Annotated in this window: 17 protein-coding genes; 11 read left to right on the plus strand and 6 right to left on the minus strand. The window is 68.6% G+C overall.

What is annotated here, in order from left to right; translation table 11 throughout:
- The first annotated feature begins 43 nt into the window (after positions 1-43).
- Both BJQ94_RS07575 and BJQ94_RS07580 read left to right on the plus strand, forming a co-directional pair.
- The gene (locus tag BJQ94_RS07575; protein WP_265398426.1) at positions 44-1,900 is read left to right on the plus strand and encodes a carbohydrate-binding domain-containing protein; all 1,857 of its coding nucleotides are present in this window, start codon (positions 44-46) and stop codon (positions 1,898-1,900) included.
- A gap of 83 nt (positions 1,901-1,983) precedes the next feature.
- Positions 1,984-2,388: a phage holin family protein gene (locus BJQ94_RS07580; RefSeq protein WP_265398425.1), complete on the plus strand. Its 405-nt coding sequence runs from the start codon at positions 1,984-1,986 to the stop codon at positions 2,386-2,388.
- Here BJQ94_RS07580 and BJQ94_RS07585 read toward each other — a convergent pair whose 3' ends face one another.
- Both BJQ94_RS07585 and BJQ94_RS07590 read right to left on the minus strand, forming a co-directional pair.
- Complete coding sequence (locus BJQ94_RS07585; protein WP_265398424.1) at positions 2,389-3,588, minus strand: MFS transporter; 1,200 nt, start codon at positions 3,586-3,588, stop codon at positions 2,389-2,391. It lies immediately after the preceding gene.
- 47 nt (positions 3,589-3,635) lie between these two features.
- Positions 3,636-4,304, minus strand: coding sequence for a GntR family transcriptional regulator (locus tag BJQ94_RS07590; RefSeq protein ID WP_265398423.1), 669 nt, complete (start codon positions 4,302-4,304; stop codon positions 3,636-3,638).
- Between the two features lie 186 nt (positions 4,305-4,490).
- On the opposite strand from BJQ94_RS07590, the gene BJQ94_RS07595 reads away from it, so the two are divergent.
- On the plus strand, positions 4,491-5,336 hold the full coding sequence (locus tag BJQ94_RS07595; protein ID WP_265398422.1) for an SDR family NAD(P)-dependent oxidoreductase: 846 nt from the start codon (positions 4,491-4,493) through the stop codon (positions 5,334-5,336).
- A 25-nt stretch (positions 5,337-5,361) separates the two neighbouring features.
- Here the strand turns inward: BJQ94_RS07595 and BJQ94_RS07600 are convergent, their stop codons facing one another.
- A complete protein-coding gene (locus BJQ94_RS07600) occupies positions 5,362-6,273 on the minus strand; it encodes a hypothetical protein (RefSeq protein WP_265398421.1) in 912 nt (303 codons plus the stop codon).
- A gap of 65 nt (positions 6,274-6,338) precedes the next feature.
- Between BJQ94_RS07600 and BJQ94_RS07605 the strand changes: the two genes are divergently transcribed.
- From BJQ94_RS07605 to BJQ94_RS07615, 3 genes are all read left to right on the plus strand, one after another.
- The gene (locus BJQ94_RS07605) at positions 6,339-7,073 is read left to right on the plus strand and encodes a DUF72 domain-containing protein (RefSeq protein WP_265398420.1); all 735 of its coding nucleotides are present in this window, start codon (positions 6,339-6,341) and stop codon (positions 7,071-7,073) included.
- Positions 7,074-7,318: 245 nt separating this feature from the next.
- Entirely contained in the window at positions 7,319-8,707 is a 1,389-nt protein-coding gene (locus BJQ94_RS07610; protein WP_265398419.1) for an FAD-linked oxidase C-terminal domain-containing protein, read from the plus strand.
- Positions 8,708-9,072: 365 nt separating this feature from the next.
- Positions 9,073-10,815 carry an HNH endonuclease signature motif containing protein gene (locus BJQ94_RS07615; RefSeq protein ID WP_275875577.1) on the plus strand — a complete coding sequence of 581 codons (1,743 nt, stop codon included), beginning with the start codon at positions 9,073-9,075 and terminating at the stop codon, positions 10,813-10,815.
- A 192-nt stretch (positions 10,816-11,007) separates the two neighbouring features.
- Here the strand turns inward: BJQ94_RS07615 and BJQ94_RS07620 are convergent, their stop codons facing one another.
- The 3 genes from BJQ94_RS07620 to BJQ94_RS07630 are packed head-to-tail and all read right to left on the minus strand — an operon-like array spanning position 11,008 to position 13,759.
- A complete protein-coding gene (locus tag BJQ94_RS07620) occupies positions 11,008-11,784 on the minus strand; it encodes an FAD:protein FMN transferase (protein ID WP_275875578.1) in 777 nt (258 codons plus the stop codon).
- Between the two features lie 2 nt (positions 11,785-11,786).
- On the minus strand, positions 11,787-12,323 hold the full coding sequence (locus BJQ94_RS07625; RefSeq protein WP_265397667.1) for an FMN-binding protein: 537 nt from the start codon (positions 12,321-12,323) through the stop codon (positions 11,787-11,789).
- Entirely contained in the window at positions 12,320-13,759 is a 1,440-nt protein-coding gene (locus BJQ94_RS07630) for a ferredoxin reductase family protein (RefSeq protein ID WP_265397666.1), read from the minus strand. Before BJQ94_RS07630 ends, BJQ94_RS07625 begins: the two co-directional genes overlap by 4 nt.
- 172 nt (positions 13,760-13,931) lie before the next feature.
- Between BJQ94_RS07630 and BJQ94_RS07635 the strand changes: the two genes are divergently transcribed.
- From BJQ94_RS07635 to pflA, 5 genes are all read left to right on the plus strand, one after another.
- Positions 13,932-14,141, plus strand: coding sequence for a hypothetical protein (locus tag BJQ94_RS07635; RefSeq protein ID WP_265397665.1), 210 nt, complete (start codon positions 13,932-13,934; stop codon positions 14,139-14,141).
- A complete protein-coding gene (locus BJQ94_RS07640) occupies positions 14,141-15,400 on the plus strand; it encodes a cupin domain-containing protein (RefSeq protein ID WP_265397664.1) in 1,260 nt (419 codons plus the stop codon). Before BJQ94_RS07635 ends, BJQ94_RS07640 begins: the two co-directional genes overlap by 1 nt.
- Positions 15,397-16,359 carry a sucrase ferredoxin gene (locus tag BJQ94_RS07645; RefSeq protein WP_265397663.1) on the plus strand — a complete coding sequence of 321 codons (963 nt, stop codon included), beginning with the start codon at positions 15,397-15,399 and terminating at the stop codon, positions 16,357-16,359. The genes BJQ94_RS07640 and BJQ94_RS07645 overlap by 4 nt, the downstream gene beginning before the upstream one ends.
- A 210-nt stretch (positions 16,360-16,569) precedes the next feature.
- Positions 16,570-18,837 (plus strand): formate C-acetyltransferase, encoded by a 2,268-nt coding sequence (pflB, locus tag BJQ94_RS07650; protein WP_265397662.1) that lies wholly within the window; start codon positions 16,570-16,572, stop codon positions 18,835-18,837.
- A 46-nt stretch (positions 18,838-18,883) separates the two neighbouring features.
- Complete coding sequence (gene pflA / locus BJQ94_RS07655) at positions 18,884-19,777, plus strand: pyruvate formate-lyase-activating protein (protein WP_265397661.1); 894 nt, start codon at positions 18,884-18,886, stop codon at positions 19,775-19,777.
- The last annotated feature ends 50 nt before the right edge of the window (positions 19,778-19,827 follow it).

Here is a 19,827-nt window from a genome sequence, read left to right on the forward strand (position 1 = left end):
GCCTCTCTTTCTTGACTGACACACCATCGATTGTGAGTACCCCATGAAGAAATCCCTGAAGACCTGCACCTACCGGGTGCTGCCGTTCCTCGTCACTGCGGCCCTGTTGACCGGGTGCACCGCCGTCGCGGCGACCACCGACTCGTCGGGAACCACCACCTCGGCCACTGCCGCGGTCGCCGTCGACGACTCGACCACGGCCGCCGAAGTGCTCGCCGCCAACCAGGAGACCCACGACGACGCCGACGACTACGAGTGGGACGACGCCGATGTGGTGGCGATCACGCTCGACGGCGACGGGGCATCCACCGACAGCGCCTCGACCGACAGCGGCGCCGTGACCATCTCCGGCAGCACCGTGACCATCACAGCGGCCGGCACCTACGAACTGACCGGCACCCTCGACGACGGCCAGATCGTCGTCGCCTCCTCCGGCGAAGGCACCGTGCGCCTGATCCTCAACGGCGTCGAGGTCACGAACTCCGCCGGAGCTGCGCTCGTCGTCTCCGAGGCCGACGAAGCGATGATCGTGCTCGCCGACGGGTCCACGAACTCGCTGGCCGACACCGACAGCTACGCGGAGGACGATGACGCGAACGCCGCGCTCTACAGCGCCGCCGACCTCACTATCACCGGCACGGGCTCGCTCGACGTGACCGGCAACGGGAACGACGGCATCACCAGCGCCGACGGCCTGGTCATCAACTCCGGCACCATCACGGTGACGGCCGTCGATGACGGCATCCGCGGCAAGGATTACCTCGTCGTGGACGGCGGGACCATCACCGTGACAGCCGGCGGCGACGGTCTCAAGTCCGACAACGAGGAGGACGTCACCCGTGGCTACATCGCTCTCACGGGCGGCACCGTCGACGTGACAGCGGCCGGAGACGGCATGCAGGCCTTCACCGACATCGTGTTCTCGGGTGCCGACGTCACGGTGGAGTCCGGCGGTGGCCACACGGCCGCCGTGTCAGAGGATGTCTCGGCGAAGGGCGTCAAGTCCGGGGTGGTGACCGTCGTCGACGGTGGCACCCTCACCGTCGACGCGGCGGATGACGCGCTGCACTCCGACGGCACCGTGCGGATCGCCTCCGGTGACGTGACCCTCGCGGCCGGTGACGACGGTGTGCACGCCGACTCGGCGCTGGATATCATCGGCGGCACCACCACCGTCACGACCTCGAACGAGGGCCTGGAGAGCATGGCCATCAGCATCGGCGGGGGAACCGTCTCGGTCACCTCCAGTGACGACGGCCTCAACGCCTCCAGCGGCAGCACCACCACCACCGAGACCGGTGACGCCGCCGCCCAGGGTGGCGGAGGCGGCGGTATGGACTCCGATGGTGGGGAGACCATCACCATCACCGGCGGCACCACCGTGATCAACGCGGACGGCGACGGCTTCGACTCCAACGGGTCCGCCACCATGAGCGGCGGCACCCTCGTGGTGAACGGCCCGACCAACAGCGGCAACGGCGCGCTCGACGTGAACGGCACCTTCACCGTCACCGGCGGCACCCTGCTCGCCGCCGGCAGTGCCGGGATGGCCGTGTCGCCCGAAGCCGGGTCCGAGCAGAGCTTCGTGGCGATCGCGCTCGATTCCACCGAGGCAGCCGGCACCGTCGTGCAGCTCGTGGACAGCGCCGGTGACGTCGTGATGGCGTTCGAATCGATCAAGGACTTCCAGTCAGTGGTCTTCTCCTCCGACGAGCTCGTCGACGGCGAGACCTACAGCGTGTACGTGGGCGGAACCGCGTCGGGCGAGATCGCTGACGGCGTCTACAGTGACGGCGACTACTCCGCAGCGACGAACTCCACGACGGTCACGGCCGGTGTGGCCGCGACGGGCACCATGGGCGGCGGCGGCGGTGGCGCCGGCGGAGGAGGACCCCGCTAACCGATCGGACTACTGGCTCCCGGCCGGCCCCCAGGGGTCGGCCGTTTGTCGCGCTGTCCTGCCGGCGGCGCTACCATCGCGGCATGATTCGCATCCTGTTGCGTGCGCTGATCTTCCTGCTCTCGGCTGCCCTCGGATTGTGGGTGGCGTCGCTCGTCCTGCCCGACCTCACGCTCACGGCGAGCGGCTTCGTCACGGCCATGCTCGTGTTCGCCGTCGCCCAGAGCGTGCTCTCGCCATTCCTGGCCAAGGTGGTCGCGCGGGGTGCGCCGGCATTCCTGGGCGGCATCGGGCTGGTGTCCACCTTCGTGGCCCTGTGGCTCGCCTCGCTGTTCCCCGGCGGTCTCACCATCGAGGGCTGGCAGACCTGGATCCTCGCCGCGCTCGTGGTCTGGCTGGTCACGGCCCTGGCCACGCTGTTGCTGCCGCTGGTGTTGCTGCGCGACGCGAAGGAGGCGCGCACCGGCGCATCCAGGCCGGCGCCGTGATCAGGCGCGGCGGAGGCCCACGGCGGTGAGGGCCAGGCAGCCGGCGCAGGCGACGGCCAGCAGCGAGAGCATGACCGGGTAGCCGGCGAAGTCGCTCAGGCTGGCGAAGGCCACGGGGAGCAGGAAGCCGACGTAGGTGAGGCTGTAGTAGACGCCGGTGATCCCGGCGAGGTCGGTGGGGGTGGAGATGCGCTGGATTTCCACGAGCCCGGCCACCACGGTGATGCCGTATGCGGCGCCGAGCAGGATGCCCGTGATGAGGGCGAACACCGGGGAGAGGGTGACGGCCGTGGCGACGGCGCTCAGCACACCCACCAGCATGAGGCCCATGCCCACCAGGAGGGCCCGGCCGTGCGTGATCGAGTTGAGGCGGGAGACCTGCGGTTGCACGAGCGCGCCGGTGCCCAGGGTGACCACGGTGAGCAGGGTGGCGAAGGCGAGGTTGAGCTCGCCGAGCTGTGTTTCCACGAGCTTGGGCATCATGGCGTAGGCGATGCCCGCGGCACCGAACACCCAGGGGGCCGTGGGCAGCACCACGCGCAGGAAGCGCCGGTGCCCGGCGAGGGGAACCTGCAGGTCGAGCCAGAGGGAGCCGTGCGCCCGGCTGCGTGGCACTGTCTCCGGTGCGCGGAGCAGTGCGGGCAGGATGAGCAGGCTCAGGACGATGTGCACGGCGTAGGGGAGCAGGGTGGGCAGCGGGCCCCACTGGGCGAGAACGCCGGAGACCCCCGCGCCCAGTCCGAAGCCGACGGTGAGGGTGAGTGCCGGGCGGCGGGCGCCGGCCGTGGGGCGGGCGGCCAGGTCGAACGGTGCGCTGGAGAGTTCCTTGAGCCAGGCCGTGCCGACGGACATTGCCACGCCAACGCTCAGGCCGGCGAGGAACCGGCCCAGGCAGATGACGAGCTCGCTGGAGAACCCGAGTCCGAGCAGGATGCTCGCCACGATGCCGGCGATGACGCCAGCGACCACGAGAGGCTTGCGGCCGTAGCGGTCGGAGAGGGCGCCGGCCAGTAGGAGGCCGGGAACGAGGCCGACGACGTAGAACCCGAGGAACAGGTCGGCCGTGACCGTGGAGTAATGGCCGAGGGTCTCGTACATGTGCAGCAGCGGGGTGAAGTGGTTGCCGCCCCAGGCCATGACGAAGAGGGCGGGGGCTGCGAGCTGCCACGGGGGGATGACGCGGGGAGTACGGGGGGACATGGGGCTTTCCGGTCGGTGCGGGTGTAGAGGAGCCGGGTGCGGCAGGGTCAGAGCGAGCGGTGCACGCGGTGCCCGCTTTCCAGGTGCAGGCGGAGCGCCGTGTCATAGGCGGCGGTGTCGCCGGCGCGCAGGTGGTCGGCCAGCACGCGGTGCTCGTCGATGAGCCTGGTGATGCTGTCGGGGTCGCGGGCGGCGACCCTGTGCACGAGGCGTTCCAACCGGGGACCGAGACGCGCGTAGATGTCGTCGATCACCCGGTTCCCGGTTTCGTCCACGATGCGGGAGTGGAACCTGTGGTCGGCGCGGGCGTAGGCCAGCAGGTCGTCCGCGGCCGCGGCATCCGTCTGCACCTGGATGAGGGCACGCAACTCGGCGTCGACGGAATCCACCTGGTGCGGGCGCTCGCCGAGCAGCTGGACGGCCTTGGTCTCCAGGAGTGCGCGCACCTGCAGCAGCTCGGCGGTCTCGGTGTCGTCGATGGCCGTGACCACGGCGCCCTTCTTGGGGAAGAGGCGGAGCAACCCGGCGGACTCGAGGGAGAGGAAGGCCTCGCGCACCGGGGTACGGCTCAACCCGAGGGTCGCCGCGACGTCGCCTTCGGTGATGAGGGCGCTCGCGGCCAGGTCGCCGGAGATGATCGCGTCGGCGACGTGGCTGTAGGCGCGCTCGACGGCCGAGGGGCCGGACGGGCGGGCACGGGAGATGGACGGGGGCATGCCTCCATCGTATCGAGAAAAGTGGTTGATAAATGCATCAATAACCGCAACATGCGTCCCGGCTGGTCTGCCGGAGCCGTCAGCGGCGTGCGCAGTAGAGTTCAGACACCGTGAGTCGACGATGCCTCGCCCAAAGAACCGGCCGGCCGCACCGTCACATATCCCGGCCAGAGTGGAGTGCGTCAGATGAGCGAACGAACGATTGTGATCACCGGGGCGAGCGACGGCATCGGCGCGGCTGCAGCGCGGGCGCTCAGCCAGTCCGGCGAACGGGTGGTGATCGTGGGGCGCTCGCCGCAGAAGACCGCGGCCATCGCCGCCGAACTCGGTGCTGACCACTTCATTGCCGACTTCAGCCGGCTGGCCGACGTGCGCACCCTGGCGGCAGAGCTCCTCCAGCGCTACCCGCGCATCGATGTGCTGGCCAACAACGCCGGCGGCATCATGGGAAACCGCGAGCTCACCGTCGACGGCCACGAGAAGACCATCCAGGTGAACCACCTGGCGCCTTTTCTGCTCACCACGCTGCTGATGGACCGTCTCATCGCCAGCCGGGCGTCGGTGATCAACACGTCGAGCACGGCGAACCGGTTCGGCCGCATCAACCTCGACGACCTCGAGAATGAACGCAAGTACTCGCCGAACAAGGCCTACGGCGACGCGAAGCTCGCCAACATCCTCTTCACCCGGGAGCTGCACCGTCGGTACAGCGCACGGGGCATCGTGACGGCCGCGTTCCACCCGGGCGTCGTCGCCACGAGCTTCTCCACCGACTCGACCAGCATCATGCGGCTGATCTACCAGACGGCGCTCAAGCGCATGCTGATCAGCCCGGAGAAGGGCGCGGACACCCTGGTCTGGCTTGCGAGCACGGCCGCCGGCGTCGACTGGCAGTCCGGCGAGTACTACGAGAAGCGTCGCGTGCACTCCACCAACAGCCAGGCAGCGGATGCCGGCCTCGCGACCGCGCTCTGGGAGCGGAGCGTCGACATGGTCGCCACCGACCTGCTCCCGCAGGAGAGCACCTCCTAGCCGCAACGCCGGGGTGGGACGCCAGTCAGGAGACGCGGGTGAGGGCCGTGAAGGACATGGTGGCCGACTGCCCGTTCTGGCAGGTCTGGTAGAGCAGGTCATAGCCGCGGGGCACATCGGCTGTGCTGTTCCTGGAGGCGTTGAGCATCGCCACGATGCCGTCCACCCGGTAGGTGCCGGCATGCACGCCCGTGAGAGTGATCATGGTGCCGGCGTCGTCGGGGAAGTCCTTGCCGCCGCACGACCAGTGCTCGGCGATGGTGGGCACATCCTGGTAGTGCGCGGTGACATCGACTGAGCCGATGCACTCGTCGAGTTCCGGCGTCCAGCCGATCGCGTGCACGTTGTTGGTGTACCGCTCGGCCAGGATGCGGTCCTGCTCGGCCTGCCACTCGGCCATGGCCGTGACGACGGCCGCGACCGGAACCGCGAGGTCCTCGGCTATGCCGTCGACGCCGGCGGAGACCCCGAAGTCGAATGAGGCCAGCGCCCGGGCATCGTCACGGATGCCGCCGCCCAGCTCGAACAGGGTCGTACTGGCGGTCGACGCATCCGCGGTCGTCTCTGCGGAGGTGAGCTCCTGGGCGGCTGCGCTCAACCGGCCCGTTGCGGCGTCGATGGCGTCGGCCAGGTCGGTGCGAGGTTGCTCCGTGAGCACCTTGCCGTCACTGGCTTCGAGGGTGGCGATGGCGTCGTCGAGGGCGGTCTCGCCCGCCGTGACGATCTGCACGGCGCCGGTCTGCTCACTCTGGAAGGCCAGGGCCGCCGCGTCGTATTCGCCCTGGGCGGCCGACAGGGAAACGGCGCGGACGACGAGCACCACGGCCAGGAGCACGGCAACCAGAGCCGCGCCGGCGATCGCCCGGGAGCGGGTGCCGCGGGCGCGCCGCACGCGCCTGACGCGCGCGCGATCCGGCTGCACTGCGTCCCCCGTCATGCGTGCCCCCTCGTGTCTGAATTGAAATCCTACCGACCCCGAGTTGCAGTGCAGTATGGAGCTCGATGACCGGGCCGATTCACATTGGAACGTCGGGGTGGAGCTACGACCACTGGGAGAACGTGCTCTACCCCGCCGGCCTGCCCGCGGCCAAGCGGCTGGGCTGGTACACGGGCACCTTCGACACCGTCGAGCTCAATGCCAGTTTCTACCGGTGGCCCCGTCCGGCGGTCTTCGCGGGGTGGCGACGCCGGCTGCCGCCCGGCTTCCTGATGTCGGTGAAGGCCCCGCGCGGTCTGACCCACGCCAGGAAGCTCTATGCGCCGGAGGTCTGGGCGGAGCGGATCGGTGCGGGCTGGCACGAACTCGGCGACCGGCGCGCCGTCCTGCTGGTGCAGCTGGCCCCCGGGCAGGAGCGCGACGATGCTCGCCTGGACTACTTCCTGGCATCCCTGCAGCCGTGGATCCGGGTGGCCGTCGAGTTCAGGCACCCCAGCTGGCACGTCGACGAGGTCTTCGCCATGCTCGAGCGCCACGGGGCTGCCTTCTGCGTGATGAGTGGCGCCGGGCTGCCCTGCGTGCTGCGCGCCACGGCTCCGTTCGTCTACCTGCGGCTGCACGGCCCCGACCACGAGCACCTCTACGGCGGGTCCTATTCCGATGCCGATCTGCGCTGGTGGGCGGAGCGCATCCGTGAGTGGCGGGCCGACGGCCGGGAGGTGTTCGTGTACTTCAACAACGACGGGGGCGGAAACGCCGTGCGGAACGCCTGGACCTTGCGCCGGGAATTGGGGGTGTGAGCGGGCGTCTGCGGCTTTATGAGCGGGGCGCCCGCCGGTTGCCGAAAGCCCGCACTATGCCCCTAGCGCGAACGCCGGGCGTGAGATATGCAAAGCAACGGATGCCGCGCCTCGAACGCTGGCAACCTGGCCAAATAGCAGGTCACCCAGAAATAGCGTGCATAGAATTGTGGCCCAGGACGCGGTGAGCCGAGATGCACGCGTCGTTGAGGCGCCGAACAGGCGCATGTCCAGCAGAGGTATTCATGACCATGACCGACGTCGCGTCCATTGTTCTCGACGAACTCGCCGCCGTTCTCTCGAGCGCGCAGATCGTCACCGGCCCGCGCACAGAGGGCAATCGGCGTGACCAGTCGGAGGGCACCGTGAGCGGCGAGCCGTTGGCCGTGGTCTTCCCGGCCAGCACCGAGGAGGTGGCCGCCGTTGTCACCGTCGCGGCCGCCCACCGCATCCCGATTGTGCCGCAGGGAGCTCGCACCGGACTGGCCGGCGGCGCAAACGCTATCGCCGGAGCCATCGTGCTGAGCACGACGCGGCTCAAGAAGATCCTCTCGGTCGACGTCGCGAACCAGACCGCCACCGTTCAGGCCGGCGTGCGCACTATCGCCCTGGCGCGAGCGGCCGAGGCCGTGGACCTGTTCTACCCGCCGGACCCCGGTTCGTGGCGCGCCTCAACCATCGGTGGAAACGTGGCCACCAATGCCGGCGGCATGCTCTGCGTGAAGTATGGCGTCACCGGCAATTTCGTGCGCCAGCTCACCGTGGTGTTGGCCGATGGTTCGATCGTGCACACCGGCCAGCGCACCATCAAGGGCGTTGCCGGATACAACCTCACGGCGTTGCTGGTGGGCTCGGAAGGAACCCTGGGCATCATCACCGAGATCACCGTGGGGCTGCTGCCCAAGCCCGGCAGCCCGTCGGGCGTCGCGGCCACTTTCGCCACCGCAGCGGATGCCCTGGCCGCCGCCAACGCCATCGTCGCCGGAGCTCGCCGGCCAAGCGTGCTCGAGTTTCTCGACGGCGCCTGCATCGCCGCGATCAATGCCTTCGATCCAGCCTCGACACTGCCCGCCGGAGCGGGTGCCCTGCTCCTGGTGCAGTCTGACCAGATCGGCCAGGCCCACGACGACGTCGAGGCCTACGCCGAGACCCTGCGAGCCGGGGGAGCGGGCGAGGTGGTCATCGCGCATGACGCTGAGTCGCTCGAGCAGCTGATGAGCGCGAGGCGCCTGCTGCACCCGGCCGTGCAAGCTGTGCGCGGGGGCTGCCTGAACGAAGACATCACGGTGCCGCGCTCACAGCTGCCCGCCCTGCTGCTCGGCCTCGCCGAGATCTCGCGGGAGCTCGACGTTCCGATCAGCACGGGCGGCCACATCGGCGACGGCAACCTGCACCCGGTGATCGGCTATGACCCGGCGGTGCCCGCGGAGATCGACGCGGCCCACGCGGCATTCGCCCGTGTCATCCACCTGGCCATTTCCCTCGATGGGTCGGCCTCCGGCGAGCATGGCATCGGAGTGCTCAAGCGAGCGCACCTCGACGACGAGCTCGGACCGGTTCTGCGCGACCTGCAGTTGAGGGTGAAGGCGGCATTCGACCCGCACTCGCTGCTCAACCCGGGCAAGAAGCTCTAGCGGGTTCTTGGCGCCGAGGTCGAGACGGCCTCCAGGACGCGCCCATGCGTTGGTCGAGCCTGTAGAGACCCCGCGACCCGGCCTCAAAAACGCACTCCGCGCTGGTCGAGCTTGTAGAGACCCGGCGACCCGGCCTCAGAACAGCTGGGTATTAGTCGAAGTTACGTTCTGAGGAGATAGTGACTTTATGAGGAGATAGTGAGTTTATGAGGACGGAATCGGCCATAACGTCCTAATTTGCGGCCTATTTCCTATTAAACGTGCGTCGCCCTCCGCTGGGTCAAGCCGGATAGATCCGCGAGATTGCCCTGTGGGTAACATGAGATATCCTCGCGTAAACCTCTCATTCGTGGGAGAATGAAGGTATGGACGAAGACCTGGCAGGTGGTTCCACAGCAGCAGCGGGAGACACTCCCGCTGCGTCTTCCGGTGCAGATGCGCCGTGTGACTGGAACACGAGCCTTGCCGGCCCGGCCCGGGTTGCGCCGGCTGGCACGCCCGCTGGCGGTGAGGCTCGTCGAGCCCCGGGCGACAAGCGGCCGGAGTGGCGGGAACCGTCCGAGCTCCCCGGAGTACAGCGCGCCCTGGCCGGGGCGTTCGGCGAGAAGTTGAAGGTGTTGGACGAGGCCTCCCGCACGGTGCAGGCAGTGATGGACTCGATCGACGTCGAGGGGCTGAGCGACCCCGAGGTCGTCGCTTTGACGCAGATGGTGGAGCGCACCGGCCGGCCCGTCGACGCGGCCCGGGTGGCGACGGCGAGCGTGGTTGGATACCGGTCGCGGCGGTTCCTGGGCACCGAGTCCCTGGCCTGGCGGTTGGGCTGCTCCCATGCGAATGATTTGCTCACCCGGTTGACCGGCGCGTCGGTGCCGGAGATGAAGCGGCGGGTGGCGCTGGGCGACAAGGTCTGCCCGCGGGTGCTCGGCGACAGCGTGCTGGAGCCGGTGTTCCCGGTGGTCGCTGCGGCACTGCGGGCGGGCGAGCTCGGTATCGACTCGGCAGAGACCATCGTGAAGGGTCTGGCCGACTACACGGTGCATGGCCGCTTCGATGCGGATCCGGCCCAGGTAGCCCGGGCTGAAGCCGACCTGGTGGAACGCGCCACTGGGTCGGTGTTTGGCCGCACTCCCGGCCCGGGCGACGGACCAGACACCGCCCACCCCGACGCAACCTGCACCGGCCCGGTGGCTCGCCTCGGTGACTCGGCCGGGTTCACGAACGGTCCGGAAGAGATCCGCACGATGGCGCTCCGGTGGCAGGCCATGATCAACCCCGACGGGGTCGCGCCGAACGAAGCCGTGCTCGAGGCGAAGTCGACGTTCTCCTTCGGCAGACTCACCAACGGCCTCCACCCTCTGCGCGGCGGGGTGACGCCGGAGCTCAAGGGCATCATGCAGGGCGTGTTCAACACCTTCCAGTCCGCCCGCTCCGCCCCCGCATTCCCGTCCGCGGAGGAGCAGCAGCGCATCGAGGCCGGTGAACTCGTGCCCGGTGAGGTCATCGATGAGCGCTCCGGTGGGGAGAAGCGGGCCGATATCCTCCGCGGGATCCTCACCCAGGTCGCCCAAGACCCCCGCACCCCCACCATGGGCGGCATGCCGCCCACGGTGATGGTTCACGTGAGCGCCACGGACCTCCTCGCCCAGGCCGGCGTCGGGTGGATCGACGGGGTGGAGGGGCCGATCTCGATGAAGACGATCAACCAGATGATCGACAACGGCGGTTACCGGCCGATCTTCTTCGGCGGTAACGGCGCCGTCCTCGCCCTCGGCGACAAAGTGCGCTGCTTCACAGCGCTGCAACGGAAGGCCATCACGGCCCGCGATGGTGGCTGCGTCATCCCGGGCTGTGACTGCCCGCCGCAATGGACCGAAGTCCACCATGTGACGTCCTGGCAAGACGGCGGGCCCACCGATGTTTCCAACGGGGTGTTGTTGTGTTGGTATCACCACCACACCCTCAGTACGGGTGGGTGGCAGATCCGGATGGTGCTCGGCATGCCCGAGGTCAAGGCACCAGCCTGGCTCGACCCGAGCGGGAAATGGCGGAAACCCAACCAGCACCGGGCACACGACCCACGCACCCGAAAACCACCCGACACCGACTGAGGAGCGAGTCACGGGGTCTCGACAAGCTCGACCAGCGGGGCGGGCTCGTCCAGCGGGGCGGGCTCGACCAACGAGGTGGCCGACTGATCAGGCGTGTCACGGGGTCTCGACAAGCTCGACCAGCGAAGTGGGCTCGTCCAGCGCAACAAGCTCGACCAGCGCGACGGGCGCGACCTGCGAGGGTGGCGCGAGTCAGGAGGCGCGGGCCAGGTAGTGGTCACGCAGCCTGGGGGTCATGGCGAGGCCGCCGTCGGCGGCCACGCACAGGACGTCGATGGGCCAGGTGTCTGTGGCCAGATCGAGAGTCTCGGTGCCGCCGGCCAGGATCGCGGTTGCCAGCACATCCGCGGTGATGATGTCTGGGCCGAGCACTGTCACCTGAACCAGGTGGCCCGATTCAGGCCGCCGCCAGACATGCTCACCGCGCTCGGCGGTGCCGGAGGTGGCGATCGCCCGCCACCTGTCGTCGAACGGGACCGCGCAGAGGAGAGCGGTGCGGTCGGCCGGATCGACGATCCCGGCAGTCCACCGATCCGCGTCAACTCCGCCGGCCAGTGTGCCGTCCGATAGCGTGCCGTCTGACAGCGTGTCTCCGCCGACGGTCACGAGCCAGTCGCGCACGCCAGCCTCACGCAGAATCCCGCCGGCGTCGTGGATGGCGAGCGCCTTCACCACGCCCGAGAGATCGAGGAGACCGTCGGGCCGGTGCGGTGTGAAAGCGCCGCCGGTGTCGGTGCGCCAGCGCAGGGCCAGGTCATAAGCGGCCAACATCGATTCGCTCGCCCGGGTGAGCTGGGAAGAGCCGTCATTGATCCGACTGATCTCCGAATCGGCCCGGTACAGGCTGAAGCGTTGCTCGAGCTCCTCGAAGTGATCGTGCAGGTCCTGCAGCAGGTTGCGATCGGGCACCTCACCGCGAAAGCGCAGGCTCGCCACAGTTCCCATTGTGGGGAAGACGTGGGTGGCCACGGTCAGAGACCGGCCTGGTCCAGTGCCGACTGCAGCGAGGTGAGGTAGGCGTCACTCGTGTAGGTGGCTCCGGAGACCGTGGACACCTGCGCCGACTGGGCGTTGAGGACCTCCTGCCGCAGCACCGGAGCGGCCCGGTTGCTGATCTGCACGGACTTGCCGTCGGCATCGGTGAGCTTGAGTGCCGTCACGTCGGTGATGGTGCCGGACTGCACGGTGATCTGCACCTGCACCGAACCGTACCGGGTCGAGGTGCTGGTGCCGACGAACGTGCCGGAGGCCGACGTCGACGTGGTCGGCGCCTGGGTAGGCGTCGGGGTGGTGGCGGAGGTGCCGGATCCCGTAGCGGATCCGCTTGTGGAGGGCGCGGTCGTGGACGGCGTGGTGGTCGACGGCGTGGTTCCGCCGGCGACGGTTCCGCCCGACGAGGAGGCGCTCGGCACCGACGTCGTGATGGCGGCCGGGGCTCCGAGCTGCCAGCCGACGACGAGGACGGCGGCAGAGGACAGAATGCTTGCGGCGATGGCGCGTTTTCTCACCAGTCGAACCTTTCCACGTGAATCTGACGGTCGGGGAGTCCCGCCGCCTTGGCGTCTCTCACCACCAGGTCGGTCCAGGCCTGTGGTCCGCAGACGTACAGGTCGGAGTCGGCCAGGCGGGGGAAAACACTCGAGATAGTGACCCCGGCGCTGAGCGCCTCCGCCGACATCCAGGTGTCCAACCCGCGCGGCCGCGGGCCGATCATGGCATAGATGGCCGACCCGGCGGTGCGGGACAGCGCACCCACCTCGTCCCACAGGTAGCTCTGCGAATCATCGGTGCCGCGCAGCAGCACGGTGGCCTCGCCCGGGGTGAGTCTGGAGTGCTCGAGTAGTGACCGGATCGGCGTGATTCCGATTCCGGCGGCGACGACGGCGAGGTGCGGCGAGGTGCGGGCCGCGTCGGTGAACAGCCCGTACGGGCCTTCGATCGACACCCGGGTGCCCGGCCGCACCGAGGCGAGGGCGCGGCTGCCGGCGCCGAGGTCGCGAACGGTGATGCGGGCGCTCGTGGCGGTGGGCACCGCTGAAAACGAGATCGGATGCGCGTGCCACCAGGTGCCACCCGTCCAGAAGCGCCAGATCGCGTACTGGCCGCCCGCCGTCTGCAACCTGTCGAGGTGCCGACCGGCCAGGTGGATCGACACCACACCGGGGGCGATGGCCTCGATGCCGGACACCGTGATTGCGTGCCGGTAGGAACGGATGACCGGCACAACGAACCTGAACCAGCCGATCGAGCCGAAGGCGAGCACATAGAGTGCCAGCCAGTAGACGCGCTGCACGGTGCCGTCAGCGAGCACTCCGCCGGCGCTGAGCTGGTGGGGCAGCGCCACGAGCACGGCTGCGTAGCTGAGCAGGTGGATGGCGTGCCAGACCTCGTAGGGGAAGCGGCGGCGCACCGCGACGAGGGAGGACACGACGACAGCGACCAGCAGCCCCACGCCCAGGTACGCGGACGCCATGTCCGGGGTGTTGAACAGTGAGATCGTCTCGGCGAACACGTTCGATCCGTCGCTGAGCGCATACCCGGCGGTGAGCAGGACCCCGTGCGCGAGGATCAGGTACAGCGCCGGCTTGCCCAGGCGCCGGTGCTGCGCCATCGCCACGTCCTGGCCCACCGTGCGGTCGATGAACGGGATGCGGGCGGCGAGCACGAGCATCACCAGGATGAGGTCGGTGCCGACCAGGCCGGTCACGATTCCCAGCGCACTCACGGCGGATGCGACATCCGTCACGTAGCTCAGCCCGCCGTAGGAGAGGTAGAGCGCCACGGCAATCGCGGCCGAGGTCCAGAGCAGCGTGGCGAGGATGTCGGCTGCCCGCAGGCGGCGCCGGGTGCGGATGCGCCTGGCGCGCACCACGGGCGCCGCGGCACCGCGGGGTGCACGGGCGCGAGTGGCGCCCGTGGCGGTGCTGGGCTGGCGAACGGTCATGGCTCTTCTCATCTCGGTCAGGCGACTGGGGCGTCTGATTCAACAATCGCGCTGGATTCTTCGAAGTTCCTTAGCCGGACGAATCCTGTTTGCTACCTGACAGCGCCGCCCGGCCGACGTACTATCGCCAGTGGGCGCCAGCCGACGCCTGTAACGGCTACGGAGGTATGAAGTGGGCATCAACGACGACGACATCACCACATCCGCAGGGGGCCAGGGCGCACGCGGCTCCGGCGAAGGCCCCGCGGACGGCGGGGCGAATCCAGCCGGCCACGACGGCGGCGCGGACGGCTCCGCTGACGAGAGCACTGCAGAGGAGGGCACCGCAGACGGCGGGGCCAACCCGGAGGGGCACGACGGCGGCGCCGACGGATCCGCCTGATGAGTAGCGGGGAGCGCGGGCCGAGCGATCGTCCCGCGCTCGCGCGCCTGCTGCCAGGGCCGCCCGACTCGCTCTCGCCAGAACGCTTCGGCGCTGAGCACTGGGACCGGCTCCCGCTGTTCACCCGGGCGGCGAGCCTTCCGGGCGGGTTCGGCGACCTCTTCAGCGCGGATGCGGTCGACGAGCTGGTCACCCGGCGGGGGTTGCGCACGCCCTTCGTGCGCATGGCCAGGGCGGGCACCGTGCTCGACCCCGCTCGGTATACGGCGCCGGGCGGGTTGGGCGCCGAGATCGCCGACCAGGTGAGCGCAGACAAGGTGCTCGACGAGTTCACCGGCGGCGCCACCCTCGTGCTGCAGGGCCTGCACCGCACCTGGCCGGCCGTGGCCGAATTCACCCGCCGGCTGGTGGCCGACCTCGGACACCCCGTCCAGGTGAACGCGTACGTCACGCCGGCCTCTGAGCGCGGTTTCGACCCGCACTACGACGTGCACGATGTCTTCGTGATCCAGATCCTGGGGGAGAAGCGGTGGCGCATCCATCCATCGGTGTACCCCCGCCCGCTGCGCGACCAGCCCTGGACCGATCATCGCGAGGCCGTTGACCACCAGGCGCAGGGCGTCCCGTTCCTCGACGAGGTGTTCCGCCCGAATGACGTGCTCTACCTGCCCAGGGGCTGGATCCACTCGGCCACCGCCCTCGGCGGCACCTCGATCCACCTCACCATCGGCGTTGCCGCCCTCACCCGCCACGATGTGCTGCGCGAGGCCATCATCGCCGCCGCGAACGACGAGACTCTCCGCGCCGCGCTTCCCCTGGGTGTCGACCTCACGGATGCGGCCGCAGCTCGCACCCTCGTGGCCGAGGTCGTGAAGGGACTCACGCGGTTCGTCACCGCCGAGCCCGAGCGGGCCGACGCCGTGGCCCGGCGGCTCGCACTCAGGGTGCGGGACTCCTCCCGCCCCGAACCGATCGCCCCGCTGGCGACGACGGAGGCGGCCACCGCACTGCACGAGGCGACCACCGTGAGCCTGCGGCACGGGCTCGACGCCCGCCTGCGGCCCGGCCCCCGCGACCGTGAGGTGTCGCTCCTGCTGCCGGGCAAGTCCCTCACCCTGCCCGCCGAGGCCACCGACGCTCTGACGCAGGTGCTGGCGGGAGGCACAGTGCAGGCCGGCGGTCTGGACGGCCTGGATACGGCCTCGTCGCTCGTGGTCGCCCGGCGCCTCGTGCGCGAGGGCGTCCTGGTCGTGCGGTGAGCGAGGGGACTGCGGTCGACGGGGCTGCGGTCGACGGGGCTGCGGTCGACGGGGCTGCGTTCGATGGGCCCATCCCCGGCTGGCTGCCGTGCAGCGATCGGTCGCTCGAACGCGACGACCCGCTCGCCGGCACGGCCGGCTACGGCGAACGCTGGTTCCTCGTCGAGATCGACGGAGCCTGGGGCACTCACGCGTTCCTGCAGTCGCCGCTTCCCCCCGCACTCGCCCGTGCCCTGGTCGACCGCATCGAGGGAGCAGGCATCCGTCCCCTCGCCATCCGCCGCACCGGGCGCAACGCTCAGCAGCGCCGTGCCCAGACCGCATGGCGCTGGGCGGCCGTTGACTGCCGGGTGGGGCGCGAGTCCGTGCGCTGGGGATCGGTGTCAGACCCCGGCGACCTCCTGCGGGTCCCGCTCGACGGGGCCACGGGCGAGCCCAACCCCGAGCCGCTCATCTGCGTGTGCACCCACGCCCGCCACGACCAGTGCTGTGCGGTCAAAGGCCGCCCGGTGGTCACGGCCCTCGCGCAGGCCTATGGCGACGCCACCTGGGAGTGTTCGCACCTGGGCGGCGACAGGTTCGCGGCCACTCTGATCCTCTTTCCGCACGGGCTGTACTACGGCAGGGTGGGTGCCGCGGATGCCCCCGGCCTGGTCGAGGCTTACCTGCGCGGCCGTATCGAGCCGCGCTGGTTCCGCGGCCGCAGCGCCCTGCCGAATGCGGTGCAGGCAGCGGCGGCCTTCGTCGCGGCCGACCGAGGCGACGACCGCATCGACGCCTTCGACTTCCGGTCGTGGACCGAGGCCGGGGGAGTGCACACCGTCACCTTCACGCATGCCGGTCGGGCCGTCACGGCGACCCTCGCCGAAACCCTCTCCCAGCCATTGCTGAGCACCTGCGCGGCCACCGTGGCCCGGCCGGTGCGAGAGTTCGAATTGCGCTCGGTGACGTCAATATAAGAGTTGCCACAGAGAGCCCCCGACTGGGGTGGAAACGGGACTTAGGTCCCGGTTCGCGGGCTCACACGAAGGGTAGTGTTCAAAACAGAGGGCGAACCACCGGCACCGTGGCATTAGCTGGTACCTCGTGGTCCTGCTCTCGTGGCCCGACTGGTGGGATAAACACCCAGTCAGCGGGAAAGCCTCGATCCTACAAGGAGAGCACACCATATGACCGTCACAGATGGCATCAGAAGCGACCAGCGCGGTCTCGCAGAAACCGGCCCGGCCGAATTCGTCAGCGGCCCGTGGCAGGACTCGATCAACCTGCGCGACTTCATCCAGCGCAACTACACGCCGTACCTCGGCGACGCCAGCTTCCTCGCCGGCGCCACCGAGCGCACCACCGGCATCTGGGCAAAGCTGTCCGCGATGTTCCCGGTTGAGCGCGAAAAGGGCGTCTACGACATCGACGCGACGACCCCGTCGTCCATCACCGCGCACAAGCCCGGATACATCGACAAGGACAACGAGGTCATCGTCGGCCTCCAGACCGACGCGCCGCTCAAGCGCGCGATCATGCCTTTCGGCGGCTGGCGCATGGTCGCCACCTCGCTCGAGACCTACGGCTACCCGGTCTCGCCCGAGCTGGAGAAGATCTTCACCGACTACCGCAAGACCCACAACACCGCGGTCTTCGACGTCTACCCTCCCGGCGTGCGCCGTGCGCGCAGCAGCCACCTGATCACCGGTCTTCCGGATGCATACGGCCGCGGCCGCATCATCGGTGACTACCGTCGCGTTGCCCTCTACGGCATCGACGCCCTCGTCGCCGGCAAGAAGAACGACCGTGCAGAGCTGGACATGGAGCCCTCGACCGAGGACATCATCCGTGCCCGCGAGGAAAACTCGGAGCAGATCCGGGCCCTCAAGGAACTCGCTCAGATGGCCGCCAGCTACGGCTCGGACATCACCAAGCCCGCCACCACCGCCAAGGAAGCCGTTCAGTGGCTGTACTTCGCGTACCTCGGTGCGGTCAAGGAGCAGAACGGTGCGGCCATGTCGTTCGGCCGTAACGCAGCCTTCCTCGACGCCTACATCGAGCGCGATCTCGCCTCGGGCGTTCTGACCGAAGAGGGCGCCCAGGAGCTCATCGACGACCTCGTCATCAAGCTGCGCATCGTCCGTTTCCTCCGTACCCCGGAGTACGACGAGATCTTCGCCGGCGACCCCACCTGGGTCACCGAGTCGCTCGCCGGCATCGGTGAAGACGGTCGCCCGCTCGTCACTAAGACCGCGTTCCGCTTCCTGCAGACCCTCTACAACGTGGGCCCCGCACCCGAGCCGAACCTGACCGTGCTGTGGAGCGACAAGCTGCCCGAGGGCTTCAAGCGCTTCTGCGCCCAGGTCTCGATCGACACGTCGGCCATCCAGTACGAGTCCGACGAACTGATCCGCAACGAGATGGGTGACGACGCCGCGATCGCATGTTGCGTGTCCCCGATGCGCGTCGGCAAGCAGATGCAGTTCTTCGGAGCCCGCGTCAACGCCGTCAAGGCGCTGCTGTACTCGATCAACGGCGGCAAGGACGAGGTGTCCGGCAAGCAGATCGCTCCGGCCACCGCGCCGAACACCGATGAGATCCTCGACTACGACACCGTCTTCCCGGCCTACCTCGAGACCCTCGAGTGGCTTGCAGAGACCTACGTCACCGCGCTGAACTGCATCCACTACATGCACGACAAGTACGCGTACGAGCGCCTCGAAATGGCACTGCACGACAAGGAAATCATCCGCACCCTGGCCTGCGGCATCGCCGGCCTGAGCGTGGTTGCCGACTCGCTGTCCGCTATCAAGTACGCCACGGTCCGTCCGGTCCGCGACGAGACCGGCCTGGTTGTCGACTACACCGTCGAAGGCGAATTCCCCACCTTCGGTAACGACGACGACCGCGTCGACGTCATTGCAGTCGACGTCATGGAACGCTTCATGACGATGATCCGCAAGCACCCGACCTACCGCGACGCCATCCACACCCAGTCGATCCTGACGATCACGTCCAACGTGGTCTACGGCAAGGCCACCGGCAACACGCCCGATGGTCGCCGCAAGGGTGAGCCGTTCGCACCGGGCGCAAACCCGATGAACGGCCGCGACACGCACGGCATGCTCGCGTCGGCACTCAGTGTCGCCAAGCTCCCGTACAGTGAAGCGCAGGACGGCATCTCGCTGACGAACACGGTTGTCCCCAGTGGCCTCGGTCACACCAAGGACGAGCAGATCACCAGCCTGGTCGGCCTGCTCGACGCGTTCACGTCGGCCACCGGTTACCACCTGAACGTCAACGTGCTCAACAAAGAGACTCTCGAAGACGCGATGCTGCACCCGGAGAACTACCCGCAGTTGACGATCCGCGTTTCCGGCTACGCCGTGAACTTCGTCCGCCTCACCCGCGAGCAGCAGATGGATGTCATCAGCCGCACGTTCCACTCGCACTAAAGAAATCCCATAACAAATGACCGGCAACGCTAGGTAGGACGAGACCATGACTGCAATCAACCTCGGCTTCCCTAGCGTTGCCTGTCCTGTTGTCGAACTGTCCGGAGAACACGTCGACCTGTCGGCGCCCGTCTCCGACGACATCAGTGCTCTGAACGACGCCGACCGCAAGGCCGAGCTGCACACCCTGGAGATGAAGGCGATCCGCGAGGGCACCGTCGCCAGCGTTCACTCCTGGGAGCTCGTGACGGCCGTTGACGGCCCCGGCACCCGCATGACCCTGTTCCTCTCCGGCTGCCTGCTGCGCTGCCAGTACTGCCACAACCCGGACACCTGGAAGATGCGCGACGGCCTGGTCACCCCGATCGACGAACTCGTCGCCCGGATGACCCGCTACCTGGGCGTCTTCAAGGCCACCAACGGTGGCCTCACCATCTCCGGCGGCGAACCGCTCATGCAGCCCGCCTTCGTGAAGCGGATGTTCAAGGAAGCACACGCCCTCGGCGTGCACACCACCCTGGACACCTCCGGTTACCTCGGCAAGAGCGCCTCCGACGAACTCCTCGACAACGTCGACCTGGTTCTGCTCGACGTGAAGTCGGGCCTCCCCGACACCTACAAGACCGTCACCGGCCGCGAACTCGCGCCGACCATCGCTTTCGGCGACAGGCTCGCCGAGCGCAACATCCCGGTCTGGGTGCGCTTCGTGCTCGTTCCCGGCCTCACCGACGCCGTCGACAACGTCGAAGCCGTCGTGGACATCGTGAAGAGCTGGCCCAATGTGCAGCGCGTCGAGGTGCTCCCCTTCCACCAGATGGGCGAAGACAAGTGGGATCGCCTGAGCATCCCCTACCCCCTGCACGGCGTGCACCCGCCGGAGAACGACCTGCTGGCCCGCGTGCGCGCCCAGTTCGAGTCGCGGGGGCTCACGGTCTTCTAGCTCGTCAACCCTGATATCGGCCTTTTGCATAGAAATTTGCGAGGCCGATT

The sequence above is a fragment of the Cryobacterium sp. SO2 genome, from assembly GCF_026151165.2.
In the GTDB taxonomy this organism is placed as follows: Bacteria; Actinomycetota; Actinomycetes; order Actinomycetales; family Microbacteriaceae; genus Cryobacterium.

What these genes read in the sequence shown, in the direction of transcription:
- BJQ94_RS07585 (WP_265398424.1), bottom strand. Translation starts at nt 3,588, where the DNA reads ATGTCCCCCCGTACTCCCCGCGTCATCCCCCCGTGGCAGCTCGCAGCC.
- BJQ94_RS07595 (WP_265398422.1), top strand. Translation starts at nt 4,491, where the DNA reads ATGAGCGAACGAACGATTGTGATCACCGGGGCGAGCGACGGCATCGGC.
- BJQ94_RS07580 (WP_265398425.1), top strand. Translation starts at nt 1,984, where the DNA reads ATGATTCGCATCCTGTTGCGTGCGCTGATCTTCCTGCTCTCGGCTGCC.
- BJQ94_RS07605 (WP_265398420.1), top strand. Translation starts at nt 6,339, where the DNA reads ATGACCGGGCCGATTCACATTGGAACGTCGGGGTGGAGCTACGACCAC.
- BJQ94_RS07600 (WP_265398421.1), bottom strand. Translation starts at nt 6,273, where the DNA reads ATGACGGGGGACGCAGTGCAGCCGGATCGCGCGCGCGTCAGGCGCGTG.
- BJQ94_RS07640 (WP_265397664.1), top strand. Translation starts at nt 14,141, where the DNA reads ATGAGTAGCGGGGAGCGCGGGCCGAGCGATCGTCCCGCGCTCGCGCGC.
- pflA (WP_265397661.1), top strand. Translation starts at nt 18,884, where the DNA reads ATGACTGCAATCAACCTCGGCTTCCCTAGCGTTGCCTGTCCTGTTGTC.
- BJQ94_RS07590 (WP_265398423.1), bottom strand. Translation starts at nt 4,304, where the DNA reads ATGCCCCCGTCCATCTCCCGTGCCCGCCCGTCCGGCCCCTCGGCCGTC.
- pflB (WP_265397662.1), top strand. Translation starts at nt 16,570, where the DNA reads ATGACCGTCACAGATGGCATCAGAAGCGACCAGCGCGGTCTCGCAGAA.
- BJQ94_RS07630 (WP_265397666.1), bottom strand. Translation starts at nt 13,759, where the DNA reads ATGACCGTTCGCCAGCCCAGCACCGCCACGGGCGCCACTCGCGCCCGT.
- BJQ94_RS07615 (WP_275875577.1), top strand. Translation starts at nt 9,073, where the DNA reads ATGGACGAAGACCTGGCAGGTGGTTCCACAGCAGCAGCGGGAGACACT.
- BJQ94_RS07575 (WP_265398426.1), top strand. Translation starts at nt 44, where the DNA reads ATGAAGAAATCCCTGAAGACCTGCACCTACCGGGTGCTGCCGTTCCTC.
- BJQ94_RS07610 (WP_265398419.1), top strand. Translation starts at nt 7,319, where the DNA reads ATGACCATGACCGACGTCGCGTCCATTGTTCTCGACGAACTCGCCGCC.